We start from the raw sequence: 22,273 nt of genomic DNA, 5'->3' as shown, positions 1-22,273 counted from the left end.
CGAAAAAACATCTATAAATGAACTACTTATGAAATCAGATTACAATAATGTCAATGAACATAATACTAACCAGCTGGTTTTCAACTTATTTTAATTGGACACTAGTGTTAAAATATAAAATCAAAATGCTTTTGGAAATTCTACCAAAAGCATTTTTTTTTACAAAATATTGTACAACTGAAAATTAAATTTCAAAATTTCGCTTTTACGTTCAACTTCTAAAATGATTCTTTTTTCCTCTTCGGATTTAAAAAGAGCGTTGATCTCTTGTAGAGTACGCTTGTATGTTGGATTATAGTTAATAGTTATAATCACATCTCCTTTTTGTAATCCTGCAATTGCCGCTGGAGAATTTGGGCGAACGTAAGCAATCTCATAAATAGGCTTTAATTGAAACTTATATTTAAAATCATTGGCACTAACTTTAACACCTCCCGCCTCATTATAACTAGAAGATAGCGTCACGGTTTCCATACGTACTGTTTCCTGTACCCATTGCAATCCGCTTTGCTGGATCTCAACACCACTTTTATTGTAACTAAAAGGCGTACTATAATTCCCATTCTTTTTTAAAAACATTTGATTGTTTTTATAATCAAAAACCACTGTAAATCGTTTCATAACCTCACCTCCCACAGAGCCTTTTCGGTCTACAACCATATTTACATTTTTAATAGAAACTGAATCCGGAAAAGCAACTACAGGATTATTAAATTCAAAATCTGCCATCTTAAATTTATTAACTAGAGCTCTTCTCCCTTTCACATCGCCGCTAAATCCCCTTCCCAGAAAATCTTCAAAATTCTTTGTCGGTATTTTAATTAATTCGGATCGATCTTGAAAGAGCCATAAAGCATCACTGTTTCCAATATCTATCAATAACTTAACAGGTATTTCTTTATTATCTTGAACAATGGTACTTTGTATATATGGCTTGGACTTTTCAATAGAAATAGGTATTTTTTTATAACTTTTTTCAATTTTTAGTCGATTTTTTTCCGTCTCTCTGTACACTACAACTTTCTTTTTGCTATAATTGACTTCAACTAAATAGTTTCGGAAAAACTGATAGCCAATAATACCATTAACTGGAATTCCAACATTAGATGATAGATTAAATTCGGGATCCAAAATAATATAAAGCATATGATTCCGAAATTTCATAGCATCAAATTCCAGAAGGTTATTGGTAGATTTCAAACCCTCTACTGCTTCTTGACTGCCCAATCCTTTTAGTAAAATTCTTTCTGTATTAAAAAAACGGACTTCTTTTTTGTCTTCCAAACTAAATAATATGGTTTCGTCGACACCCGTATCCAAAAGAAAATTAAGCTCTACACCATTTACTTTTATAGGAATAAAAACTAAATTATTGATCAGCTTAAATGGGATGCTGATTTTATTAACGCCATTTTCAAACTGAAATCCTTTTTGGGCAGAAATAGAGCAAAAAAATAGGCAAATGAGAATTGTTACTACTGTTTTTTTCATTGTTAATCTTTGACATAAAAATACTAAAAAAATTATATCAAAACTGCAGTTTTAACAATATATACTCGTTTTGATTGTAATACATTCGGAAAAAAAATCGCAAATTTGCAATTCAATAATTATATGACTATGCCAAAAATATCTATCAAAGGCACACAAATGCCAGAATCACCAATCCGTAAATTGGTTCCTTACTCCGAAATCGCTAAGAAAAAAGGAAATAAAGTATATCATTTGAACATTGGCCAACCGGATATTAAAACACCCGAGGTTGCAATGGAAGCTGTTAAAAACATTAATTTAACTATTTTAGAATACAGCCACTCAGCAGGAAACGAAAGCTATAGAACAAAATTGTCTGCTTCTTACATTAAGCAAGGTGTATCTGTAAACAAAGAAGATATAATTATCACTACAGGTGGATCAGAAGCGTTAATGTTTGCAATGGGAAGCACTATGGACCAAGGTGATGAAATCATCATACCAGAACCTTTTTATGCAAATTACAACGGATTTTCAACAGCCTCAGGCGTTACTGTTGTTCCTGTAATCTCAACAATTCAAACTGGATTTGCTTTGCCAGCAGTAGCTGATTTTGAAAAACTAATTACTCCAAAAACAAAGGCAATCTTGATTTGTAATCCAGGAAACCCGACTGGATATTTATATTCAAAAGAGGAAATAATGCAATTGGCCGCTTTGGTTAAAAAACATGATTTGTTCTTAATTTCTGATGAAGTATATCGAGAATTCACCTATGATGGCGACATTCATTATTCGGTTATGAATGTTCCCGGACTAGAAGAGCACGCTATTATGATTGATTCGGTTTCAAAAAGATACAGCATGTGCGGTGCAAGAATTGGATGTATTGTCTCTAAAAACAAAGAAGTGATGGGGGCAGCTATGAAATTTGCGCAAGCAAGACTAAGCCCACCCACCATTGAACAAATTGCAAGTGAAGCGGCATTAGACACTCCACAAAGTTATTTTGACGAGGTAATTTCAGAATATAGAGAACGAAGAGATACTTTAGTAACTGAGTTGAATAAAATTGAAGGCGTTGTGGTATCCAAACCAAAAGGTGCGTTTTATTGTATTGCACAACTTCCAATTGAAAACGCTGATGATTTTGCGCAATGGCTATTGGAAACCTATGATTTAAACGGTGAAACAGTAATGGTAGCGCCAGCTGCAGGTTTTTACTCTACTGCTGGAATGGGTTTGAATCAAGTTCGAATTGCTTACGTGCTAAAAAAAGAAGATTTAATTCGTGCAGTACAAATTATAAAAACAGCGATACCAATCTATAACGCAAGGTAAAGTAATAGCAAAAAAGGGGCTGAAGATTAGTTTCAAAACATAGCACCTTACATTTTAAAAGAAAGGCAATAGCGAATTCGTTGTTGCCTTTCTTTTATTTTAAAAAAACATAGAATACAAAACGCAAACAATAAAGTACTCTTAAATACTTAGGCTATAGAAATACTTTACTTTTTATTATTTATCTTTACCGCTCAAATAAATATACCCACTATAATAGTTGCTTTTAATGATAAAAAACGAAGAATTTCAAGACGAAATAGGAGATAATCATTTTAGTTTATCTGCAAAAAATCCAGTAAGAGATGATGCTTTTGACCTTTCTGATGATGACAAAATTGAAAAAATAAAAAAAGATGTTGAGAGTATTTTAAGTACCCTTGGAATGGACTTAACAGATGATAGTTTAAAAGGCACGCCCAATCGTGTAGCAAAAATGTTTGTAAAAGAAATTTTTGGAGGTTTAAATCCTTCAAAAAAACCAAAAGCATCTACTTTTGATAATAATTACAAATACGGCGAAATGCTAGTAGAAAAAAACATAATTGTTTACTCTACTTGCGAACATCATTTATTACCAATTATTGGAAGAGCACATGTTGCTTATATTTCAAATGGTAGGGTAATAGGTTTGTCTAAAATGAATCGTATTGTTGAATATTATGCCAAAAGACCTCAGGTGCAAGAGCGTTTAACGATGCAAATTGTTCAGGAATTACAAATCGCTTTAGGTACTGAAGATGTAGCTTGTGTAATAGATGCCAAACACCTTTGTGTTAATTCAAGAGGAATCAGTGATATTGAGAGTAGCACGGTAACCTCCGAATTTGGTGGAAAATTTAAAGACAATGTAACGCGCAGAGAGTTTTTGGATTATATCAAATTAGAAACAAAGTTCTAGTCCTCTCCCCGACCCTCTCCAAAGGAGAGGGAGCCTGGTCTGGTAAAATCAAAACAATTATTATTAACACATTCACGTCTCAACTCCCTACCCTTTGGGGAGGGCTGGGGTGGGGAAAACAATAATCTACAATGCCATTATATAGTAACCAAACTCTAAAAATATACAATTCTCTTTCTGGAGAAAAAGAAACATTTGTACCCATTCACGAAGGTAATGTAGGAATGTACGTTTGTGGACCTACTGTTTATAGTAATGTGCATCTTGGAAACGTTCGTACCTTCATGTCATTTGACATTATTTTTAGGTATTTTTTGCATTTGGATTATAAAGTACGCTACGTGCGAAATATTACAGACGTAGGGCATATTGTGGATGATGTAGATGAAGGTGAAGATAAAATTGCAAAAAAAGCGCGTTTAGAGCAACTAGAACCTATGGAAGTGGTACAACGCTATACGGTTGATTTTCATGATATCTTGAACGAATTTAATTTTTTACCACCAAGTATAGAACCAACAGCTACGGGTCATATTATCGAACAAATTGAAATTATTAAAACTATAATCGACAAAGGAATTGGGTATGAAGCCAACGGATCTGTTTATTTTGATGTAGTAAAATTTAATGAAACCAATCATTATGGCCGATTAAGTGGCAGAAATATAGAAGACATGCTTGCTAACACTCGTGATCTAGACGGACAAAGTGATAAGAGAAATTCACAAGATTTTGCACTTTGGAAAAAAGCAGAACCGCAACATATCATGCGTTGGCCTTCACCATGGAGCGATGGATTTCCAGGATGGCACTTAGAGTGTACGGCTATGAGTACAAAATATCTAGGCAATCATTTTGATATTCACGGCGGTGGAATGGATCTGAAATTCCCACATCATGAATGCGAAATTGCTCAAAATGAAGCCTGCACCGGTCAGACTCCTGTTAATTACTGGATGCATGCCAACATGTTGACTTTGAATGGAAAAAAAATGGCCAAATCTACTGGTAATAATATTTTACCAAGAGAAATATTAACTGGTGAAAACACCATTTTAAGCAAAGCTTTCTCTGCATCGGTAGCTCGATTTTTCATGTTACAAGCACACTACAGAAGCATTCTTGATTTTTCTGATGATGCAATAGTTGCCGCAGAAAAAGGATATAAACGATTGATGGAAGCAATGCATTCATTAAAAGATATCTCAGCTAGCGCAAAAAGCACTATTGATATTCCTGCTTGGAAACAATTGTGTTATGATGCGATGAATGATGATTTTAACACGCCAATTTTAATTGCGCAGTTATTTGAAGGCGTTCGTTTTATAAATATATTAAAAGATGGGAAAGAAACATTGAATACCGAGGATTTAAAATCATTCGAGAAAGCAATGACCGATTTTGTTTTTGAAGTTCTTGGAATGGAAGATGAAAAAATTTCAGATAGCAGTAATGACAAATTAGAAGGAACAGTTAATATGCTTATTGAAATGAGGAAACAAGCCCGTGACAATAAGAACTTTGCATTATCTGACCAAATTAGAGATCAACTAATAGCATTAGGAATTCAGCTCAAAGACGGTAAAGAAGGAACTACTTTTAGTATTTAAGTTCCAATTGCTACGCGAACCAATTGTAAAAAATAAAAGTGACGTTTTACATAACTATTCAAAATATGTTATCAAAAATAATTGTTTACCCTTTTTTAGTATTGGTTCGGTTTTATCAAGTTGCTATTTCCCCTTTTACACCTGCAGCTTGTAGATTTCAACCAACTTGCTCATCTTATATGATTGAAGCATTACAAACTCATGGTTTATTTTATGGTGGTTTTCTTGGAATAAAGCGCATCTTGAGTTGCCATCCTTGGGGAAAAACAGGTTACGATCCCGTTCCTAAAAAGTAAGGCATCACAAACATTAACTTTTTATACTTTAAAAATTGAACTTTAAATATCTATTTTTACGATCAATAAACAAATTTAACACTAAATGACACACGCTTTAAACATTGTTTGGAATCCATCAGAAGGAATCGATTTAGGCTTTTTTATTATTCGATATTATAGCTTAATGTTTGTAATTGCTTTTGGATTAGGCTGGTACATCATGAAACACATTTTTGAACGTGAAGGAGAATCTCTTGAAAAACTAGATTCTCTATTTATTTGGACTGTTCTTGCCACTTTAATTGGAGCACGATTAGGTCACGTTTTCTTTTATGATTGGGAATATTATCGCAATCACTTATCTGAAATTATTTTACCGTTTCGTTTTACTCCAAATTTTGAATTTACAGGATATCAAGGGTTGGCAAGTCATGGAGCTGCTATTTCTATTATTGTTGCCATGTATTTTTACAGCAAAAACATTCTTAGACGACCACAATTATGGATTTTAGATCGAGTTGTAATACCAGTAGCCAGTGGCGCCATTTTTGTACGATTAGGGAATTTTTTTAATTCAGAAATTATAGGCTATAAAACACAATCTACTTTTGGAATAAAATTCATTAGAGATCACTTTAGTGCAATGGATGCAGTTAATGCCACACAAATAGCAAATCCAAAAGACGCGTACACTGCCATAGCCACTGATCCAAAATTTGCATCATTACTGGAGCAAGTTCCTGCTAAACATCCTACCCAGTTATATGAAGCGTTTTGCTACATTTTTGTTTTTGCCATCTTATTTTTCTTCTATTGGAAAACTGAAAAAAGAAAATACACTGGCTATATTTTTGGTATGTTTCTAGTTTTGTTATTCTCCGTACGTATAGTAGTAGAATCGGTTAAAGAAAGTCAAGGAGGATTTGAAAGTACCTTAGGATTACTTTCTACAGGTCAGTGGTTGAGTATTCCTTTTATACTCATTGGACTTTATTTTGTATTTACTGCAAAAAAAGAACAGAGTAGTTTATAAAAACTATATTATTACAAAATAACAAAGCGTTATCTGCAACTGAGTGGATAACGCTTTTATTTTGATACTAGTTCTGTGTTAACATTAAAACTAAAGTGAAAGAATATATAAACAACAAACTAACAACGCGGAAAGTAACATTGCAAAGAAAAACTTTACAGCTACGCACCCATTATGATGATTATTAAATATTCTAAAACTAGTAATTCTTTTTTCAAATCGTAGTTCAACACTTTCAAAGTAATGAACGTCACTCCACCTTTATTAATTTAATTGAAAAATACTAAATAAGATACGGTGGTATTCACATACAAATTGTATTATAAAAACCTCAATACTTTAGAATAGTAAATACAAGGTAAAATTTTTTACACAGTAGCAAAACAAAGAAAGAGAATAATCTACAGGCTACTTTTGACCAAAAAAAAGAGATTCAACTTTCGTTGAATCTCTTTTTTTAACCTTGTATAAAAATTATACTAAACTTCTTGATGTGCTTTTTCTACCTTGTTTTTATCTTCTTTAGAAATAGTATCAACTAAAACTGGTGTTGCAATAAACAATGAAGAGTATGTTCCTACAATGATACCCACTAACATTGCAAAGATAAATCCTCTAATAGATTCGCCACCAAAAATAAACATGATTAATAAAACAACAATCATCGTTAAGGACGTATTAATCGTTCTTGACATTGTTGTATTAATAGATTGATTTACAATATCAGAGAAAGTACCTTTAGTCTTTCCAGCTAAAAATTCACGAACTCTATCAAATACAATTACAGTATCATTCATTGAGTAACCAATTACAGTAAGAATCGCAGCAATAAAATGCTGATCAATCTCCATTCCGAAAGGCATAAATTTGTAACATAAAGAATAAATACCTAAAACAAAAATAACATCGTGCGCTACAGCTGCAATCGCACCTAAACTATATTGCCATTTTCTATAACTGATCATTAAGTATAAAAACACAATTGCCATAGCACCAAGAACGGCCCAATACGCATTTGTCTTAATATCCTCAGCAACTGTTGGTCCAACTTTTGATGCTTGTACAATACCTAATGTTTTACCTTCGTAAGCATTCACAAATTTTTCATAGGTCATATCTGCTGAATAATGCTTTTTCAAAGTTCCAAACAATAGTTTGTTTACTTCTTCATCTGCTTTTATTCCTGGCTCTTCAACTTTATACTTCGTTGTTATTTTTAATTGGTTGCTGTTACCAAAAATTTTCACCTCGGCGCTACCATCTAAAACTTTAGCTAATTCTGCTTTTACAGTTTCTGTTTCAATTGGTTTCTCGAAACGCACTTGAAAAGTTCTTCCTCCAACAAAATCAACTCCTTCATCTAAACCATTTGTTGCTAACGATATTACACTGATTACAACTACGATACTCGAAAACAAATACGTCCACTTTTTAACTCCTAAGAAATCAAAATGAAAGTTATTGAACATGTTCTTAGAGAAATTAGTAACAAATGTCAAGTTGTTCTTTTTGCTAATATTCAAGTCGATAAAAATTCTAGCGATAAAAATAGAAGTAAATAATGACGTTATAATACCTATTAATAATGTAGTCGCGAAACCCTTAATTGGTCCTGAACCAAATATAAACAACACAGCACCTGTTAAAATGTGCGTAACATTCGCATCTGTAATTGATGACATAGCACCTCTCCAGCTATAGGATGTTTTAACTGCTTCCTCCAGCGTTTTTCCCGCTCTTAATTCTTCTTTTGCTCTTTCATAAATAATAATATTTGCATCGACAGCAGTTCCCATTGTTAAAACAATACCTGCAATACCTGGCAAAGTTAAAACAGCTCCAAGACTTGCTAAAATTCCGAATAAGAAAAGTAAGTTTATCGCCAATGCAATATTAGCATACCAACCTGCTTTACCATAATAAATCATCATCCATAATGATACTAAAAGCAAACCTATAATTGCTGAATTAGTTCCATTGTCAATAGCTTCTTGCCCTAAGGATGGCCCTACAACTTCTGACTGCACAATATCAGCAGTAGCTGGTAATTTACCTGCTCTTAAAACATTTGCTAAATCTTTAGTTTGAGTTACATCAAAAGCTCCAGAAATTTCAGACCTACCACCTGAAATTGGTCCTGTAGAAACACCTGGTGCAGAATAAACCACATCATCCAGAACAATCGCAATATTACTTTTTTGAGTATATGCTCTACCAGTTAATTCTTCCCAAGCTTTTGCACCTTGACCATTCATTTGCATCGAAACCGCTGGTTTACCCGATTGATCAAAAGTATCTTTTGCATCAGTAATAACACCACCAGCCATAGCAGGAACATTATCTCTATTTCCTTTTAAAGCATACAATTCTAATACTTCAATATCTTTTGCCTTAGCATCTTTTATTGTTGTTGGAATACCCCAAACAAATTTAGCGTAACGCTGATCACCTGCTAATAAAATTCTGATATCTGCTCTTTTTAAATATCCGTTAATTGTTGCCGTATCTTTTGGAGAGAAAAGTCCTAAAACTGGACCTCCACCTTGACCAACAATTTTATCAAATATAGGATTTTGACCTTTTTTAGCAACAGTAGAATCTTTAGTATCTGCAAGCAAAGCGCTTAATGAATCTTTTACTACCGGTTTAACTTCAGTAGTTTTTACTTCTGTTTTTTTCAATGACTCATTAGCAGCCATTAAGAAATTACCAATTTCCTCAATTTTATACGTTTCCCAAAATTGTAATTGAGCCGTGCTTGATAATAATTTTTTTGCACGATCTACATCTTTAGCACCCGGAAGTTCTACAAGAATTTGACCAGAGTTACCTAATTTTTGAATATTAGGTTGTGTTACACCAAATTGATCTATACGTTTTCTTAATACACCAAAAGCACTTTCAACAGATTCTTCAACTTTTCTTTTGATTACTTTTTGAACTTCAGAATCGGACATTTGAAAATCAACACCACCTTCACCTTGCAAACTTCTATTTGCAAAAATATCTGGAGAAGCTAATTTTACCGTTCCTTTTGAATTTGCTTCAAAAGCATCAAAAAATTTATCCAAGTAGGATTTATTACCTTGCATATCCGCAGTTGCGTCAGCCAAAGATTTATTGAAAATTGGATTTTTAGAATTATTGGATAATCCTTTTAAAATATCTTTAACTGATATTTGAAGTATCACATTAATACCTCCTTCTAAGTCAAGACCTTTATTGATTTGTTTGTCACTTACCTCATTAAAAGTAAAATCAGTAAAACCAATATTGAATACTTTTTCCTTACCAATAGAATCTAAATATTTTACTTCTTTGTCAGCATTTCCATTAGCAAAAGATTTTGCATCGCTTTTTACTTTACTGGCTACAAAAGTGAACGAAAGTTGGTAAATACTTACCAATGCAAATAGAATTGCGAAAAATTTAATAAGTCCTTTATTCTGCATTATTACTAAAAATTAATTATTTTTATTTATTTATTTTTGCTTTAAACCTTATAAAATGTGACTTGGCATCCATTTTTTTACCAAAAAAAAGACAAATCAAGTTCTACATTATTTTTTTAAACCGAGCAAATATATAATTAACGTTAAGATTAACCAATTTATTTATTAATTAATCTCAAGAAAAAGACTGCATAGTAGCAGTCTTACTCATTATATGTATATTTTTTTACGCTAAAATCGATTTTAAGGCATCATTCATTTGCCTAACCGCGTCTGCACTTTTTGCAAACAAGGCTTTTTCTTCATCATTAAGTGCTATATCAAGAATTTCTTCGATACCATTTTTACCAATAATACAAGGAACACCGATACAAATATCCTTTTGACCGTATTCTCCTTCTACAAAAACAGAACAAGCGATCATTTTCTTTTGGTCATTCAAAATGCTGTCTACCAAGAAAGCAACTGAAGCTCCCGGAGCATACCAAGCTGATGTCCCAAGAAGACCTGTAAGTGTTGCTCCACCAACCATCGTATCTGCAGCTACTTTTTTCAATTCTTCTTCAGATAGAAATTGTGAAACTGGAATTCCATTATAAGATGCTAGTCTTGTCAACGGAATCATAGTAGTGTCACCATGCCCGCCGATAACCATCGCTGAAATATCATTAGCCGGTTTGTCTAAAGATAAAGATAAATACGTTCTAAAACGTGAACTATCCAGTGCTCCTCCCATTCCAATAATTCTATTTTTTGGCAATCCAGTAGCTTTCAATGCTAAATACGTCATGGTATCCATAGGATTAGAAACTACAACTATTATTGTATCTGGAGAAAACTTAAGTACGTTTTCAACAACTGTTTTCACAATTCCTGCATTGATTCCTATCAATTCTTCACGAGTCATTCCTGGTTTTCTTGGAATTCCTGATGTAATCACTACCACATCACTTCCTGCTGTTTTAGAATAGTCATTAGTAACGCCTGATACTTTGGTATTAAAACCCGTATTGGTAGCACATTGCATAATATCTAGCGCTTTACCCTCAGCAAAACCTTCTTTGATATCAAGCAACACTACCTCGCTAGCAATTCCTCTATAAGAAATCACGTCTGCACAGGTTGCACCTACATTCCCTGCTCCTACAATGGTAACTTTCATATTTTAAAGTTTATTCGGTTATTAGTTAATTTCTGTGGTTAATAGTTTATTTATTATGCATCAATATTTGCATACACTGCATTTTTCTCAATAAACTCTCTTCTTGGTGGTACTTCGTCACCCATTAACATAGAGAAAACCCTATCGGCTTCCGCCAAACTGTCAATTGTTACCTGACGCAAGGTTCTGAAACTTGGATCCATTGTAGTTTCCCATAATTGCTCCGCGTTCATCTCTCCAAGACCTTTATAACGTTGAATTCCTGCGCTTCCGCCCATTCGTTCATTCGCTTGATCGCGTTGTACGTCATTCCAAGCGTATTCTTTCTTGTTTCCTTTTTTGACTAAATATAAAGGTGGTGCAGCAATATATACGTGACCTTCTTCTATTAATTCTTTCATAAAACGGAAGAAGAACGTCAAGATTAAAGTAGAAATGTGACTACCATCGACATCGGCATCACACATAATAATTACTTTATGATAGCGTAATTTTTCAATATTTAAGGCTTTACTATCTTCGGCAGTTCCTATTGTAACTCCAAGAGCAGTAAATATATTTCGAATCTCTTCGTTTTCAAAAACCTTGTGGTGCATCGCTTTTTCTACGTTCAAAATCTTACCACGTAATGGCAAAATAGCTTGAAACGCACGATCACGACCTTGTTTTGCAGTTCCTCCTGCCGAATCTCCCTCGACAAGATATACTTCGCATTTTGCAGGATCTTGCTCTGAACAATCTGATAATTTCCCTGGCAATCCACCGCCACCCATTACGGTTTTGCGTTGTACCATTTCACGTGCCTTTTTAGCTGCGTGACGCGCTTGTGCTGCAAGAATTACTTTTTGAACAATGATACGTGCATCATTTGGATTTTCTTCCAAATAATTTTCAATCATTTCACTCACCGCTTGAGAAACCGGAGAAACAACTTCTCTGTTTCCTAATTTCGTTTTGGTTTGTCCTTCAAATTGTGGTTCAGCAACTTTTACAGAAATAATAGCTGTTAAACCTTCACGGAAGTCATCACCAGAAATATCAAATTTCAGTTTATCTAACATTCCAGAAGCATCTGCATATTTCTTTAACGATCTCGTAAGACCGGTCCTGAAACCTTGCAAGTGCGTTCCTCCTTCGTGTGTGTTGATATTATTTACGTAAGAGAAAATATTCTCTGTATAACTTGTATTGTAAATTAATGCAACCTCAACTGGAATTTCACCTTTTTCATGGTCCATAGAAATCACGTGCGCAATAATTGGCTCACGGTTCCCGTCTAAATAACGGATGTATTCTTTTAGACCTTCATCAGAATGAAAAATTTCAGAAACAAAATTCCCATCTTTATCTAATTCTCTTTTATCAGTAAAAGTAATTGTGATTCCTTTATTCAAATAAGATAATTCACGCATACGAGCGGATAAAGTATCATAAGAATACTCTATTGTTTGCGTAAAAATACTTGGATCCGGATAAAAAGTAACGATTGTTCCTCTTTTGGTTGTTTCTCCAATTTGTTTAACCGGATACAACGCTTTTCCTTTTTCATATTCTTGCTCGTATACTTTTCCATCACTACTGTGAACGGTAGCTCTCAAATGATTGGACAAAGCATTCACTACAGAAACTCCAACACCGTGAAGTCCTCCAGAAACCTTATAAGAATCTTTATCAAATTTACCTCCAGCACCAATTTTAGTCATTACTACTTCCAATGCTGAAACACCTTCTTTTTTATGAATACCAACCGGAATACCACGTCCATTATCTTCAACAGAAATAGATCCATCTTCATTAATATCGACTCTGATGGTATCACAATGACCACCCATTGCCTCATCAATAGAGTTATCTACAACCTCATAAACTAAATGGTGTAGTCCTCGAACACCTACATCTCCAATATACATCGATGGTCGCATTCTTACATGCTCCATTCCTTCTAACGCCTGAATACTATCCGCTGAATAATTGTCCTTCTTGATTTCTTCGCTCATATATTTTATTCTAAAAACGTAATTTTTGTCTAACAGGCAAATATATAAAATCACAAATTATATAACCGTTAAAATACCTTTTTAAGTACTTAAGTTATTAACATTTGTTCATATAAGACAAAAAAAATGCGCTTCAACTAGAGCGCATTTTTATATCTAAAGCAAAACAAAAATAATGGGTTAAAAAGTACCTCTTGTTTTTGCAATTTCAGTATCTGCTTGCATGTGTGCCGAATTTGCTCTTCCACTTGGATCCAAATTTTCTTGCCATTTTGGAATCCATTTCCTAACAGTCTGTGCAGCACTTATCTGTGGATAGTACTTATTAAAAATAGACCTGTAAAAATAGGCTTCTTTAGTTGCAGGAGAATTATACGGAAACTCGATTGCAGCTCCAGCTAATTGCTCATCTGTAACTTGTGTTGCACAATAATCAATCAATTCATCAATCCAATTATACCCAACACCATCCGAAAATTGCTCTTTTTGCCTCCATAAAACTTCGTCTGGAAGATAGGAATCGTCCTGAAAATCAAAAGCTTTTCGCAAAATGTATTTTTCTTTACCCTGATACGTCTTAGGCATTTTTTCTTCTGCTTTAATTCGTATGGCAATATCTAAAAATTCTTTATCTAAAAACGGAACTCTAGTCTCAACACCATGAGCCATCATTGCTTTATCTGCTCTTAATAAATCAGCTGTGAACAATTTTTGGACTCTTTCGATGGTTTCCTTCTGAAAATCTTCAACCGAAGGGGCATTGGCAAAATACAAATACCCACCAAAAATTTCATCTGCACCTTCACCAGACAAAATGACTTTAATCCCTGATTTTTTTATAGCTTTTGCAACAAAATACATAGGAACACTTGCTCGTACAGTAATGACGTCATAGGTTTCTATTTGCCGTATCACTTCTTGAATAATTTCGATTCCGTCTTGGACAGTAAAGTAAATTTCGTTGTGCTCAGTATTCAAAAAAGCCGCTACTTTGCGCGCTGCTGCAACGTCAGGCGCATTAGCATCTAAACCAATTGCGAAAGACTGTAATTTTTTTCCGCTTTCTGCTTGTAATCTCGCAGCTATAGCCGTTATCAAAGAAGAGTCTAAACCTCCTGACAGTAAGACACCAATAGGAACATCTGCTATTAGTCTTTTTTGGGTAGCTTTTATCAGTGCTTTTCTAATTAGTGTAAAATCTGTTTCTTGATTTGCTTTCTCAAAATTTTCAAATTCAGGTCTAAAATATTTTACAAAACCCGTATTGGCCGTGTAATAATGCCCTGGAGGAAACGTAGAACATGTTTTACATTGATCAACAATAGCTTTCATTTCGGAAGCAAAATAAATTCTTCCTCGTTCGTCTAAACCATAATATAAGGGTTTCACGCCTAATGGATCGCGAGCGGCCATATAATTGTCTCCATCAACTATGACAAAAGCAAAATCGCCGTCCAGTTTATCACAGAAATCAAAGCCAAATTCTTCGTACAAATGCACGATTACTTCTGAGTCTGATTGCGTTCTAAAAGTATGTCCTTTCAAAATACCGGAACGAAGTTCTTTGTGGTTGTAAATTTCTCCATTATGAATCATGTAGGCAGTGGCGGTCCCTTGAATGGGTTGCTTTCCAGTACTTAAATCTAAAATAGAAAGCCGTTCATGACTTAAAAAATGTCCTTTTTCAGTAATAAACAAACCGTTTTCATCTGGACCTCTATGAGCCATTCTTTTAGAGAGATCCCTTACTAGCTGCTCCTCTTTTCCTTTACCAATGATCGCTAATATTCCGCACATAGTACCCTAATTTAATTTTTTTAATTGCAGTTTGACAAATATGCGCTACCTACTACCGATACGAAATATAATTTCAACTATTAATTACTATCTGTTACTAAAACTTAACTTTTAGATTTAAAATGTAACTCAAAATTTATCTTTGATCATGAATAAGAAGATAAAATCTTTCTTACCACCTTATTTCACTTTCTGACCTTTTAAATAGGTTGCTGTAGGTTTCATTTTAACTATTTTATTCTCTTCTACTTTCATCAAATCTTGATCATACATCACAAAATCAGCCCATTTACCTACTTCCAGACTTCCTTTTTCTTTTTCTTCAAAATTAGAATACGCCGCCCACAGTGTCATTCCTCTCAAAGTCTCTGCTCTTGAAAGCGCATTTTCCATTTGAAAACCACCTTTTGGATATTCTTTTGTATCTTTTCTAGCTACTGCTGCATGAAAAGTAAGCATCGGGTTCACTTCCTCAACCGGAAAATCAGTTCCCAATGCAATAGTCCCCGCTTTTTGTAGCAATTTTTTATACGCATAGGCATTTTTTAACCTTTTTTTTCCCAATCTGTCTTCAGCCCAATACATATCTGATGTAGCATGAGTAGGCTGTACCGAGGGAATAATTCCGAATTTAAAATAATCAAAATCTACTTCTCGCAACACTTGAGCGTGCTCAATTTTCCATCTGCGGTCTTTGGTTCCAGCCAAAGCTTTGCTGTAAATCTTCAAAATCACTGTGTTAGCTGAATCTCCAATAGCGTGCGTATTCAATTGAAATTTTGAAGCTGCAATTTGCATGGCCACATCTTTTAATCCTGAAATTGGCGCCAACAAAGCACCATATTGATCTGGTTTATCCGAATATGGTTTGTGCATACAAGCGCCACGCGAACCCAGTGCACCATCGCCGTACATCTTGAATGAACGTACATTCAAATTATCTGTTTTGTAAATTCCTTTTTTAAGGTACAAATCAATATTCTTTTGGTTGGCTGTGATCATAGCATATACGTTCAACTTCATTAATTTTGCTTTTTGCAAACTATCCATTAGGTTGATGATATCTGGATCTAAACCAGCATCGTTTACAGTAGTTAATCCATAATCGAACATTACTTTTTCAGCATCTAATAAAGCTGCTATTTGTATTTTTCGTGTTGGTTTTGGAATTATTTTAAAAACCAATTCCATCGGATTATCCACTAAAATTCCTGTTGGCTCTCCATTTGCAATTTCTATTTGACCACCATCAGCATTCGTGTTTTTTGTAATACCCGCCATCTGCAAGGCTTTACTGTTTACAATAATAGCGTGACCATCTACCCTATTTAAAACAACTGGAATATCAGGAAATGCCGCATCTAAATCGGCTTTTGTAGGATACTTTTTTACTTGCCAATCGTTTTGATCCCAGCCGTTACCCACAATAAAAGTTGGTTTTTTATCCTTTTGAAATGCTTGCAAACGGCTAACGATTTCAGCCATACTTTTAGTACCGCGCAAATCAGCTTCTTGCAAGCTTAATCCATAGCTGTAAAAATGGCAATGCGCATCAATTAATCCTGGATAAATAAACTTGCCATCCCCATCGATTGTATTTTTAGATTCGTATTGTTTTGATATGTCACTATTTGAACCAATAGCTACAATTTTTCCTTTATCAATAGCCATTGCAGAAAACTCCTGAAAAGAGTTGTTTACTGAGTAAATTGTTGCATCAGTAATTATAGTATCGACAGAAATTTTATTTTTTTGATCACAGGAGATCATCAAAATTAAAGCTAGGTAGAGTGAAATAGATTTCATAATAAAAAATTTAGTTAGGCTAATATAAAAAAACTGAACCGAATTATTTTAAACAAACGGAATTAAAAGAAATTTTTGAATTCTTAACTTGACCATTATGATTACTACTATAAAAAAACGCCCTCAAATAAGAGAGCGTTCGTCTATTTATAAAATTCTGATTTTTTTGCTGTTTATGCTTTCACATACGCATCATCATGCACACTCGTGACTGCTCTTCCGGAAGGATCGTTCATGTTTTTGAAGGCTTCATCCCATTCTAAAGCAATTTTTGTACTGCACGCTACACTTGCTTCTTGTGGTACGCACAAAGCTGCGGCATCACTCGGAAAATGTTCATGAAAAATAGAACGGTAGTAATATTCCTCTTTTGATGTAGGAGTTTGTAAAGGAAATTTATATTTTGCATTGGCTAATTGTTCATCAGAAATTTCAACAGCAACTGTAGCTTTCAAGGTATCGATCCATCCGTATCCAACACCATCACTAAATTGTTCTTTTTGTCTCCAAGCTACACTTGGCGGCAACATCTCTTCAAAAGCTTTACGAACGACCCATTTTTCCATTGGATGTTCTGCATTAATCATTTTATCTTGTGGATTGATGCGCATCGCCACATCCATGAATTCTTTATCTAAAAACGGAACTCGCCCTTCAATTCCCCATGCTGCTAAACTTTTATTAGCACGTAAACAGTCATACATGTGCAATTTCCCTAATTTGCGTACGTTTTCTTCATGAAATTCCCTTGCGTTTGGCGCTTTGTGGAAATACAAATATCCTCCAAAAAGTTCATCTGCTCCTTCACCCGACAATACCATTTTGATCCCCATTGATTTGATCACTCTCGCCATTAACCACATGGGTGTCGAGGCTCTAATGGTAGTCACATCATAAGTTTCTAAATTGTAAATCACATCTTTAACCGCATCTAAGCCTTCTTGTATAGTGAATTTAATTTCGTGGTGAATCGTTCCAATATGATCAGCAACAATTTGTGCAGCGGCTAAATCTGGAGAACCTTCTAAACCAACAGAGAAAGAGTGCAATTGTGGATACCAAGCATCAGCAATATCCCCAGATTCGATACGTTTTTGTGCATATTTTTTGGCTACAGCCGAAGTAATAGAAGAATCTAATCCTCCTGAAAGTAAAACACCATAAGGCACATCACTCATCAATTGTCTATGAACCGCAGCTTCGAGAGCTACTTTTATATCTTGAATGTTTGTTTCATTATCCTTTACGGCATCATAATCAATCCATTCTCTTTTATACCATTGTACAAATTCCCCGTCTTTGCTTGTCATATAATGTCCGGGAGGAAACAATTGGATCTTTGTACAATATCCTTCTAGCGCTTTCAACTCAGAAGCCACATAAAAAGTTCCGTGCTCATCCCAACCAATATATAATGGAATAATTCCCATGTGATCCCGAGCAACAAAATACTCATCTTTCTCTACATCGTAAATAGCAAATCCAAAAATCCCATTCATTTCATCTATGAAATGAGGTCCTTTTTCTTTGTACAAAGCTAAAATTACTTCGCAATCACTTTCGGTTTGGAATTTGTACTTGCCTTCAAATTGTTTACGCAATTCTCTGTGGTTGTAAATTTCACCGTTTGCTGCTAAAACCAATTGTTTATCTTCACTGAGTAAAGGTTGTTTTCCCGAAGCTGGATCTACAATAGCCAAACGCTCATGAGATAAAATCGCTTTTTCATTACTAAAAATTCCACTCCAATCTGGTCCACGATGACGAATAATTTTAGACATTTCTAATACTTGCGGTCTCAAAACATCCGCTTTTTGTTTGAGGTCAAAGGCACATACTATTCCACACATAACGCTATATTTTTTTAAAAAAATTTATTTATTTTGATAAAGCAAAGGTGGCGTTATAGTTCTAATTGAAAAACATAAATACTATTTTTGGTTATAAATGATAATCAAAAAATAGTATTTGTATCTAAAATGTAATTTAAAATGAACAAGGAGCAACATGAAGTTGCAGATATTAAAAATGATATCCGAATCTAGTCGATAATGAAGTGTTTAGTTCTTATTTAATTTCCTCCACTAAATACTTTGTACCATTAATTTCAAAAGTAAAACCTTCTTGATTGCCCATCAGTTTATTTCCTAAGGGAGATTGAGGTGATAATGCGATAACATTGATACCATCAACAGCAATTTTTGGAAGTGCGACACTTAAGTATAAATAAATTCCGTTTGCTTTGACCAAACTCCCGACAATAATAGTCTCAGCAATTGTAGTAGCATCAATTTTGTCTAAAACTGTTTTTTGATCCAATACTTCTCTCAATTTACGATTGAGTTTTTCCTGCTCAATATGCATCATTGACAAAGCGGTTTCGTGTTTGTCTCCGGCAGAACCTTTGGCATCGTTCTTAGAATCTTCGGTTAGGGCCACAATCATATCTTTAAAAACATCGATCCGATCCTGAACTAATTGCAAATAATGGGTATGTATTTTTTGTTTGAAAGTCATTTATTAAAGTTTAACCACAAAGTTCACAAAGAAAGCACAATCTTCACGAAGTTTTTTTTAATTGTATTTCGATACTTAAAAAAATTTAACCAATAAAGGCAAAAGATTAACCTAAAATCTTAAATATTCTTTTGTGGTCTTTGCGCTTTCTTTGTGAACTTGGTGGTTACGTAAAAAGATTAGAAATCAAATTTATAGTTCACTCCCAAAATCACTTGAAATCCTTGCACTGGATAATTTTGCCATTTTTGGTAGGCATTATTAGTGATATTATTGGCTCTGGCAAAAGCAGTCAATCGATCACTGTATTTAAATCCAACATTTGCATTGACATCAAAATATGATTTTAAAGTCGCAGTTCCCTCTATATACGCCGGTTCAAATGCCAATACTGTAAAATCTTTTCGCTCGCCAACATAAAAAAGATTAGCACCTGCAAACCATTTTTTAGTTATGGATACATCCAAATTAGAACCCACTTGAATCGTAGGCAAATTCCAAGCTTCTTGTTGTACATCATTCGTATAACTACTAAAAGTTCCGTTGATCCCAAAAGATACATTTTCAGAAAAATCAGCTTTTAGCTCCCCATAAAAACGCAACGTTAACATGTCATCGTACACTACTTGAAAAGAATTCCCATAAGCATAATCGGCATTTGCTGCATAATCATTGCTTCGAAACAAGGCTTTATTTCTTTCGTTTACATAGGACGCTTTGACATTATAACTTACTGTATTAGTCAATTTACCTTTTAATCCTGCAAAAATATCATATTGCTTGTCTGTAGGTGCGACTGTTAATGTTGGCGATACAAATGGATTTTCATTTACAAAGTCCATATAGGAGTTCTGTTCTAAATTTCCTTCGGCACCAGCATAAAAAATCATCAAATCGCCAACCACTTTATACGATGCGTTGAACTTCGGATATATTAAAAATTTATTATTGCTGTTCACGTTATCCATACTGTAAAACAAACCAGCTCCAATATTTAGCGTCCAATCGTCCTCTTTCATCACAAAACTCGGAACAATTCCAAAATTGGTAAAACCATATTTTACACGCTCCGTATTTGTTTTAGAATAATTATTCTTGAAACTTCCGCCCACATAATCAACAATAATATTTGTTTTTACGGCACTTTCCATAACATCAAATGTTACCGTTGACTTTGCATAAAATCGGTTTTCAGAAGTTCCTGAAGCATCCGAAAAGTGATGATACATAAAGCTTGCTTTGTTTAAAATACTTTCGTTAAAACCAATATTACCGCCTAATGATAACGTTCCATACGTTTGCTGCGGCCTGATACTATTAATCAAAGTCGCTTTATCTTGTGGCGTTAAACTACTCCCAAAATAAGTTGGCAATCCGTACCAATTGTATATTTGATTTTGATATCCTAAGTCTAAATTCCAGGATACGTCTCTTTGATTGGAACCATACATCAAATCTAGTGAAGTATCATAAAAGCGATTGTCAAGTGCCACATTTTGTATTCCGCCTTCGGAAGAATGATGGCGAAACATGCCTCCTATATAATCTGTGTTACTGATATCATGATTTACAAATAACTCCCCAATAAAAGTTCCATAATTCCCCACCCCAAATGTGGCATAATTTTTATATAAAAGTGCTTGTTTTTCTTTTTCTACTCCTTCTGCTTTTCCTTTAGAAGGTGTAAAAGTAGAAGCTACAGGAAAAGAGAAAATGGTATACTTAATCTTTTCTTTTTGGGCCGTTTCCTCTTCATCGAGTTCCGGAATTTCTTTTGGTTTAAAAGCATCCGAAATTTTTGGCGTGTACGGTTTTACTACATTTACAGTTTCGGTTCCTATTTGCTCTTTCTTTTGTGCAAACGAAAATTGGAAAAATAAAAGAAATAAAATCCCCAATCCAACACTTCCCGAAGGGAAAGGAGCCGTAAACGTTACTGCTGTATTTGTGAATGATTTTATGTTTAATTGTTTAACTGTCATGTTTTATTTTTTTACTTCTTATTTCTAATGCTTCTCATCTTATTTTTTAAACTTCCCATTCGCCTTTTGCAATAAATTGCGATTTACCGCCGATATTGATATCAAAATCATTATTAGTCAATTTTCCATCAAAATAAATTTGTGACGGTCTGTTGATGTATTCCCCCTGATGATTGGTAATTTGAATGTCTAACGCATGATATTTTAAAAGAAAAGCCTGCAAACACGTACTGGCACTACCAGTAGCTGCATCTTCTATCAGTTGATTGTTCTCGACACAAAGCATCCTACTACTGAGTTTAGCATCTTCTAAACAATAAAAATACAAGGCTCTGTGACTGGTTTTACAATTTGCCTGCATCCAATTGTTCATTTTATCCTTATCGATAATTAAACGCTCTAATGCCTTTATATTTTTGAGAGGAACAATTACAAAAGCACTTCCTGTAGTCACTTCCTGAATAGGAAATGCATCCTCAAAATCAGTACTACTTAAGTTGCTGAAAGTCGTGAAATCTTCCTTTGAAAAAGTATCCAAAAACTGAGGTTGAGCAGCTTGTAACCATACCAAATCTCCCACTTGACGTACTGGAATTTCACCTACGGGAACGGAAATTGTAATTTTATCTGGTTTATTTTCGAATATTTTATTCATCAAAACCCATGAAGTTCCTATAATGGGATGTCCAGCAAATTGCATTTCATGTTCTGGCGTGAATATGCGAATCGTAGCTGCGCACTTTTGACCATCAAGTTTTGCAATAAAAGTGCTTTCTGCAAAGTTGATTTCGCGCGCAATTAGCTGCATCTGTTCAGTACTTAAAGAATGTGCATCTAAGAAAACAGCCAGTTGATTGCCTGCGTATTTATTTTCTGTAAAAACATCAACGATATAAAAAGGTAGATTCATTCTCTTTGTTTTTT

At 34.2% G+C, this 22,273-nt stretch carries 15 protein-coding genes; 5 read left to right on the top strand and 10 right to left on the bottom strand.

The genetic code is table 11. The annotated features are described in order from the left end of the window. Nucleotides 1-159: 159 nt before the first annotated feature. Nucleotides 160-1,491, bottom strand: coding sequence for a PDZ domain-containing protein (locus tag ACNQGB_RS12360; RefSeq protein WP_417946609.1), 1,332 nt, complete (start codon nucleotides 1,489-1,491; stop codon nucleotides 160-162). Between the two features lie 129 nt (nucleotides 1,492-1,620). Here ACNQGB_RS12360 and ACNQGB_RS12355 point away from each other — a divergent pair, with 129 nt between their 5' ends. The 5 genes from ACNQGB_RS12355 to lgt all read left to right on the top strand — a co-directional run bounded on the left by ACNQGB_RS12355 (nucleotide 1,621) and on the right by lgt (nucleotide 6,636). After that, entirely contained in the window at nucleotides 1,621-2,814 is a 1,194-nt protein-coding gene (locus tag ACNQGB_RS12355) for a pyridoxal phosphate-dependent aminotransferase (RefSeq protein WP_417946607.1), read from the top strand. Nucleotides 2,815-3,043: 229 nt separating this feature from the next. Beyond that, the gene (gene folE, locus ACNQGB_RS12350) at nucleotides 3,044-3,715 is read left to right on the top strand and encodes a GTP cyclohydrolase I FolE (RefSeq protein ID WP_417946605.1); all 672 of its coding nucleotides are present in this window, start codon (nucleotides 3,044-3,046) and stop codon (nucleotides 3,713-3,715) included. Nucleotides 3,716-3,846: 131 nt separating this feature from the next. Further along, nucleotides 3,847-5,325, top strand: coding sequence for a cysteine--tRNA ligase (gene cysS, locus ACNQGB_RS12345; RefSeq protein WP_417946603.1), 1,479 nt, complete (start codon nucleotides 3,847-3,849; stop codon nucleotides 5,323-5,325). Nucleotides 5,326-5,390: 65 nt separating this feature from the next. After that, nucleotides 5,391-5,621: a membrane protein insertion efficiency factor YidD gene (gene yidD / locus ACNQGB_RS12340; protein ID WP_417946601.1), complete on the top strand. Its 231-nt coding sequence runs from the start codon at nucleotides 5,391-5,393 to the stop codon at nucleotides 5,619-5,621. 85 nt (nucleotides 5,622-5,706) lie between these two features. Continuing rightward, nucleotides 5,707-6,636, top strand: coding sequence for a prolipoprotein diacylglyceryl transferase (lgt, locus tag ACNQGB_RS12335; RefSeq protein ID WP_417946599.1), 930 nt, complete (start codon nucleotides 5,707-5,709; stop codon nucleotides 6,634-6,636). Between the two features lie 479 nt (nucleotides 6,637-7,115). Here the strand turns inward: lgt and secDF are convergent, their stop codons facing one another. The 9 genes from secDF to ACNQGB_RS12290 form a co-directional block, all read right to left on the bottom strand. Beyond that, nucleotides 7,116-10,088 (bottom strand): protein translocase subunit SecDF, encoded by a 2,973-nt coding sequence (gene secDF / locus ACNQGB_RS12330; RefSeq protein WP_417946597.1) that lies wholly within the window; start codon nucleotides 10,086-10,088, stop codon nucleotides 7,116-7,118. Nucleotides 10,089-10,314: 226 nt separating this feature from the next. Beyond that, entirely contained in the window at nucleotides 10,315-11,250 is a 936-nt protein-coding gene (mdh, locus tag ACNQGB_RS12325) for a malate dehydrogenase (protein WP_417946595.1), read from the bottom strand. Between the two features lie 53 nt (nucleotides 11,251-11,303). Continuing rightward, nucleotides 11,304-13,247: a DNA topoisomerase (ATP-hydrolyzing) subunit B gene (gene gyrB, locus ACNQGB_RS12320; protein WP_282743231.1), complete on the bottom strand. Its 1,944-nt coding sequence runs from the start codon at nucleotides 13,245-13,247 to the stop codon at nucleotides 11,304-11,306. 180 nt (nucleotides 13,248-13,427) lie between these two features. Further along, a complete protein-coding gene (gene asnB, locus ACNQGB_RS12315) occupies nucleotides 13,428-15,044 on the bottom strand; it encodes an asparagine synthase B (RefSeq protein WP_417946593.1) in 1,617 nt (538 codons plus the stop codon). 180 nt (nucleotides 15,045-15,224) lie between these two features. Then, nucleotides 15,225-16,850, bottom strand: coding sequence for an amidohydrolase (locus ACNQGB_RS12310; RefSeq protein WP_417946591.1), 1,626 nt, complete (start codon nucleotides 16,848-16,850; stop codon nucleotides 15,225-15,227). Between the two features lie 173 nt (nucleotides 16,851-17,023). Beyond that, nucleotides 17,024-18,700 (bottom strand): asparagine synthase B, encoded by a 1,677-nt coding sequence (gene asnB, locus ACNQGB_RS12305; RefSeq protein ID WP_417946590.1) that lies wholly within the window; start codon nucleotides 18,698-18,700, stop codon nucleotides 17,024-17,026. Nucleotides 18,701-18,917: 217 nt separating this feature from the next. After that, on the bottom strand, nucleotides 18,918-19,367 hold the full coding sequence (locus ACNQGB_RS12300) for a hypothetical protein (RefSeq protein WP_417946588.1): 450 nt from the start codon (nucleotides 19,365-19,367) through the stop codon (nucleotides 18,918-18,920). Nucleotides 19,368-19,546: 179 nt separating this feature from the next. After that, a complete protein-coding gene (locus ACNQGB_RS12295) occupies nucleotides 19,547-21,349 on the bottom strand; it encodes a TonB-dependent receptor (protein WP_417946586.1) in 1,803 nt (600 codons plus the stop codon). Nucleotides 21,350-21,395: 46 nt separating this feature from the next. Continuing rightward, nucleotides 21,396-22,259 carry a PhzF family phenazine biosynthesis protein gene (locus ACNQGB_RS12290; protein ID WP_417946584.1) on the bottom strand — a complete coding sequence of 288 codons (864 nt, stop codon included), beginning with the start codon at nucleotides 22,257-22,259 and terminating at the stop codon, nucleotides 21,396-21,398. Between the last annotated feature and the right edge of the window lie 14 nt (nucleotides 22,260-22,273).

Source organism: Flavobacterium frigidum (assembly GCF_048286795.2).
This window is presented reverse-complemented; position numbering and strand designations above follow the sequence as displayed.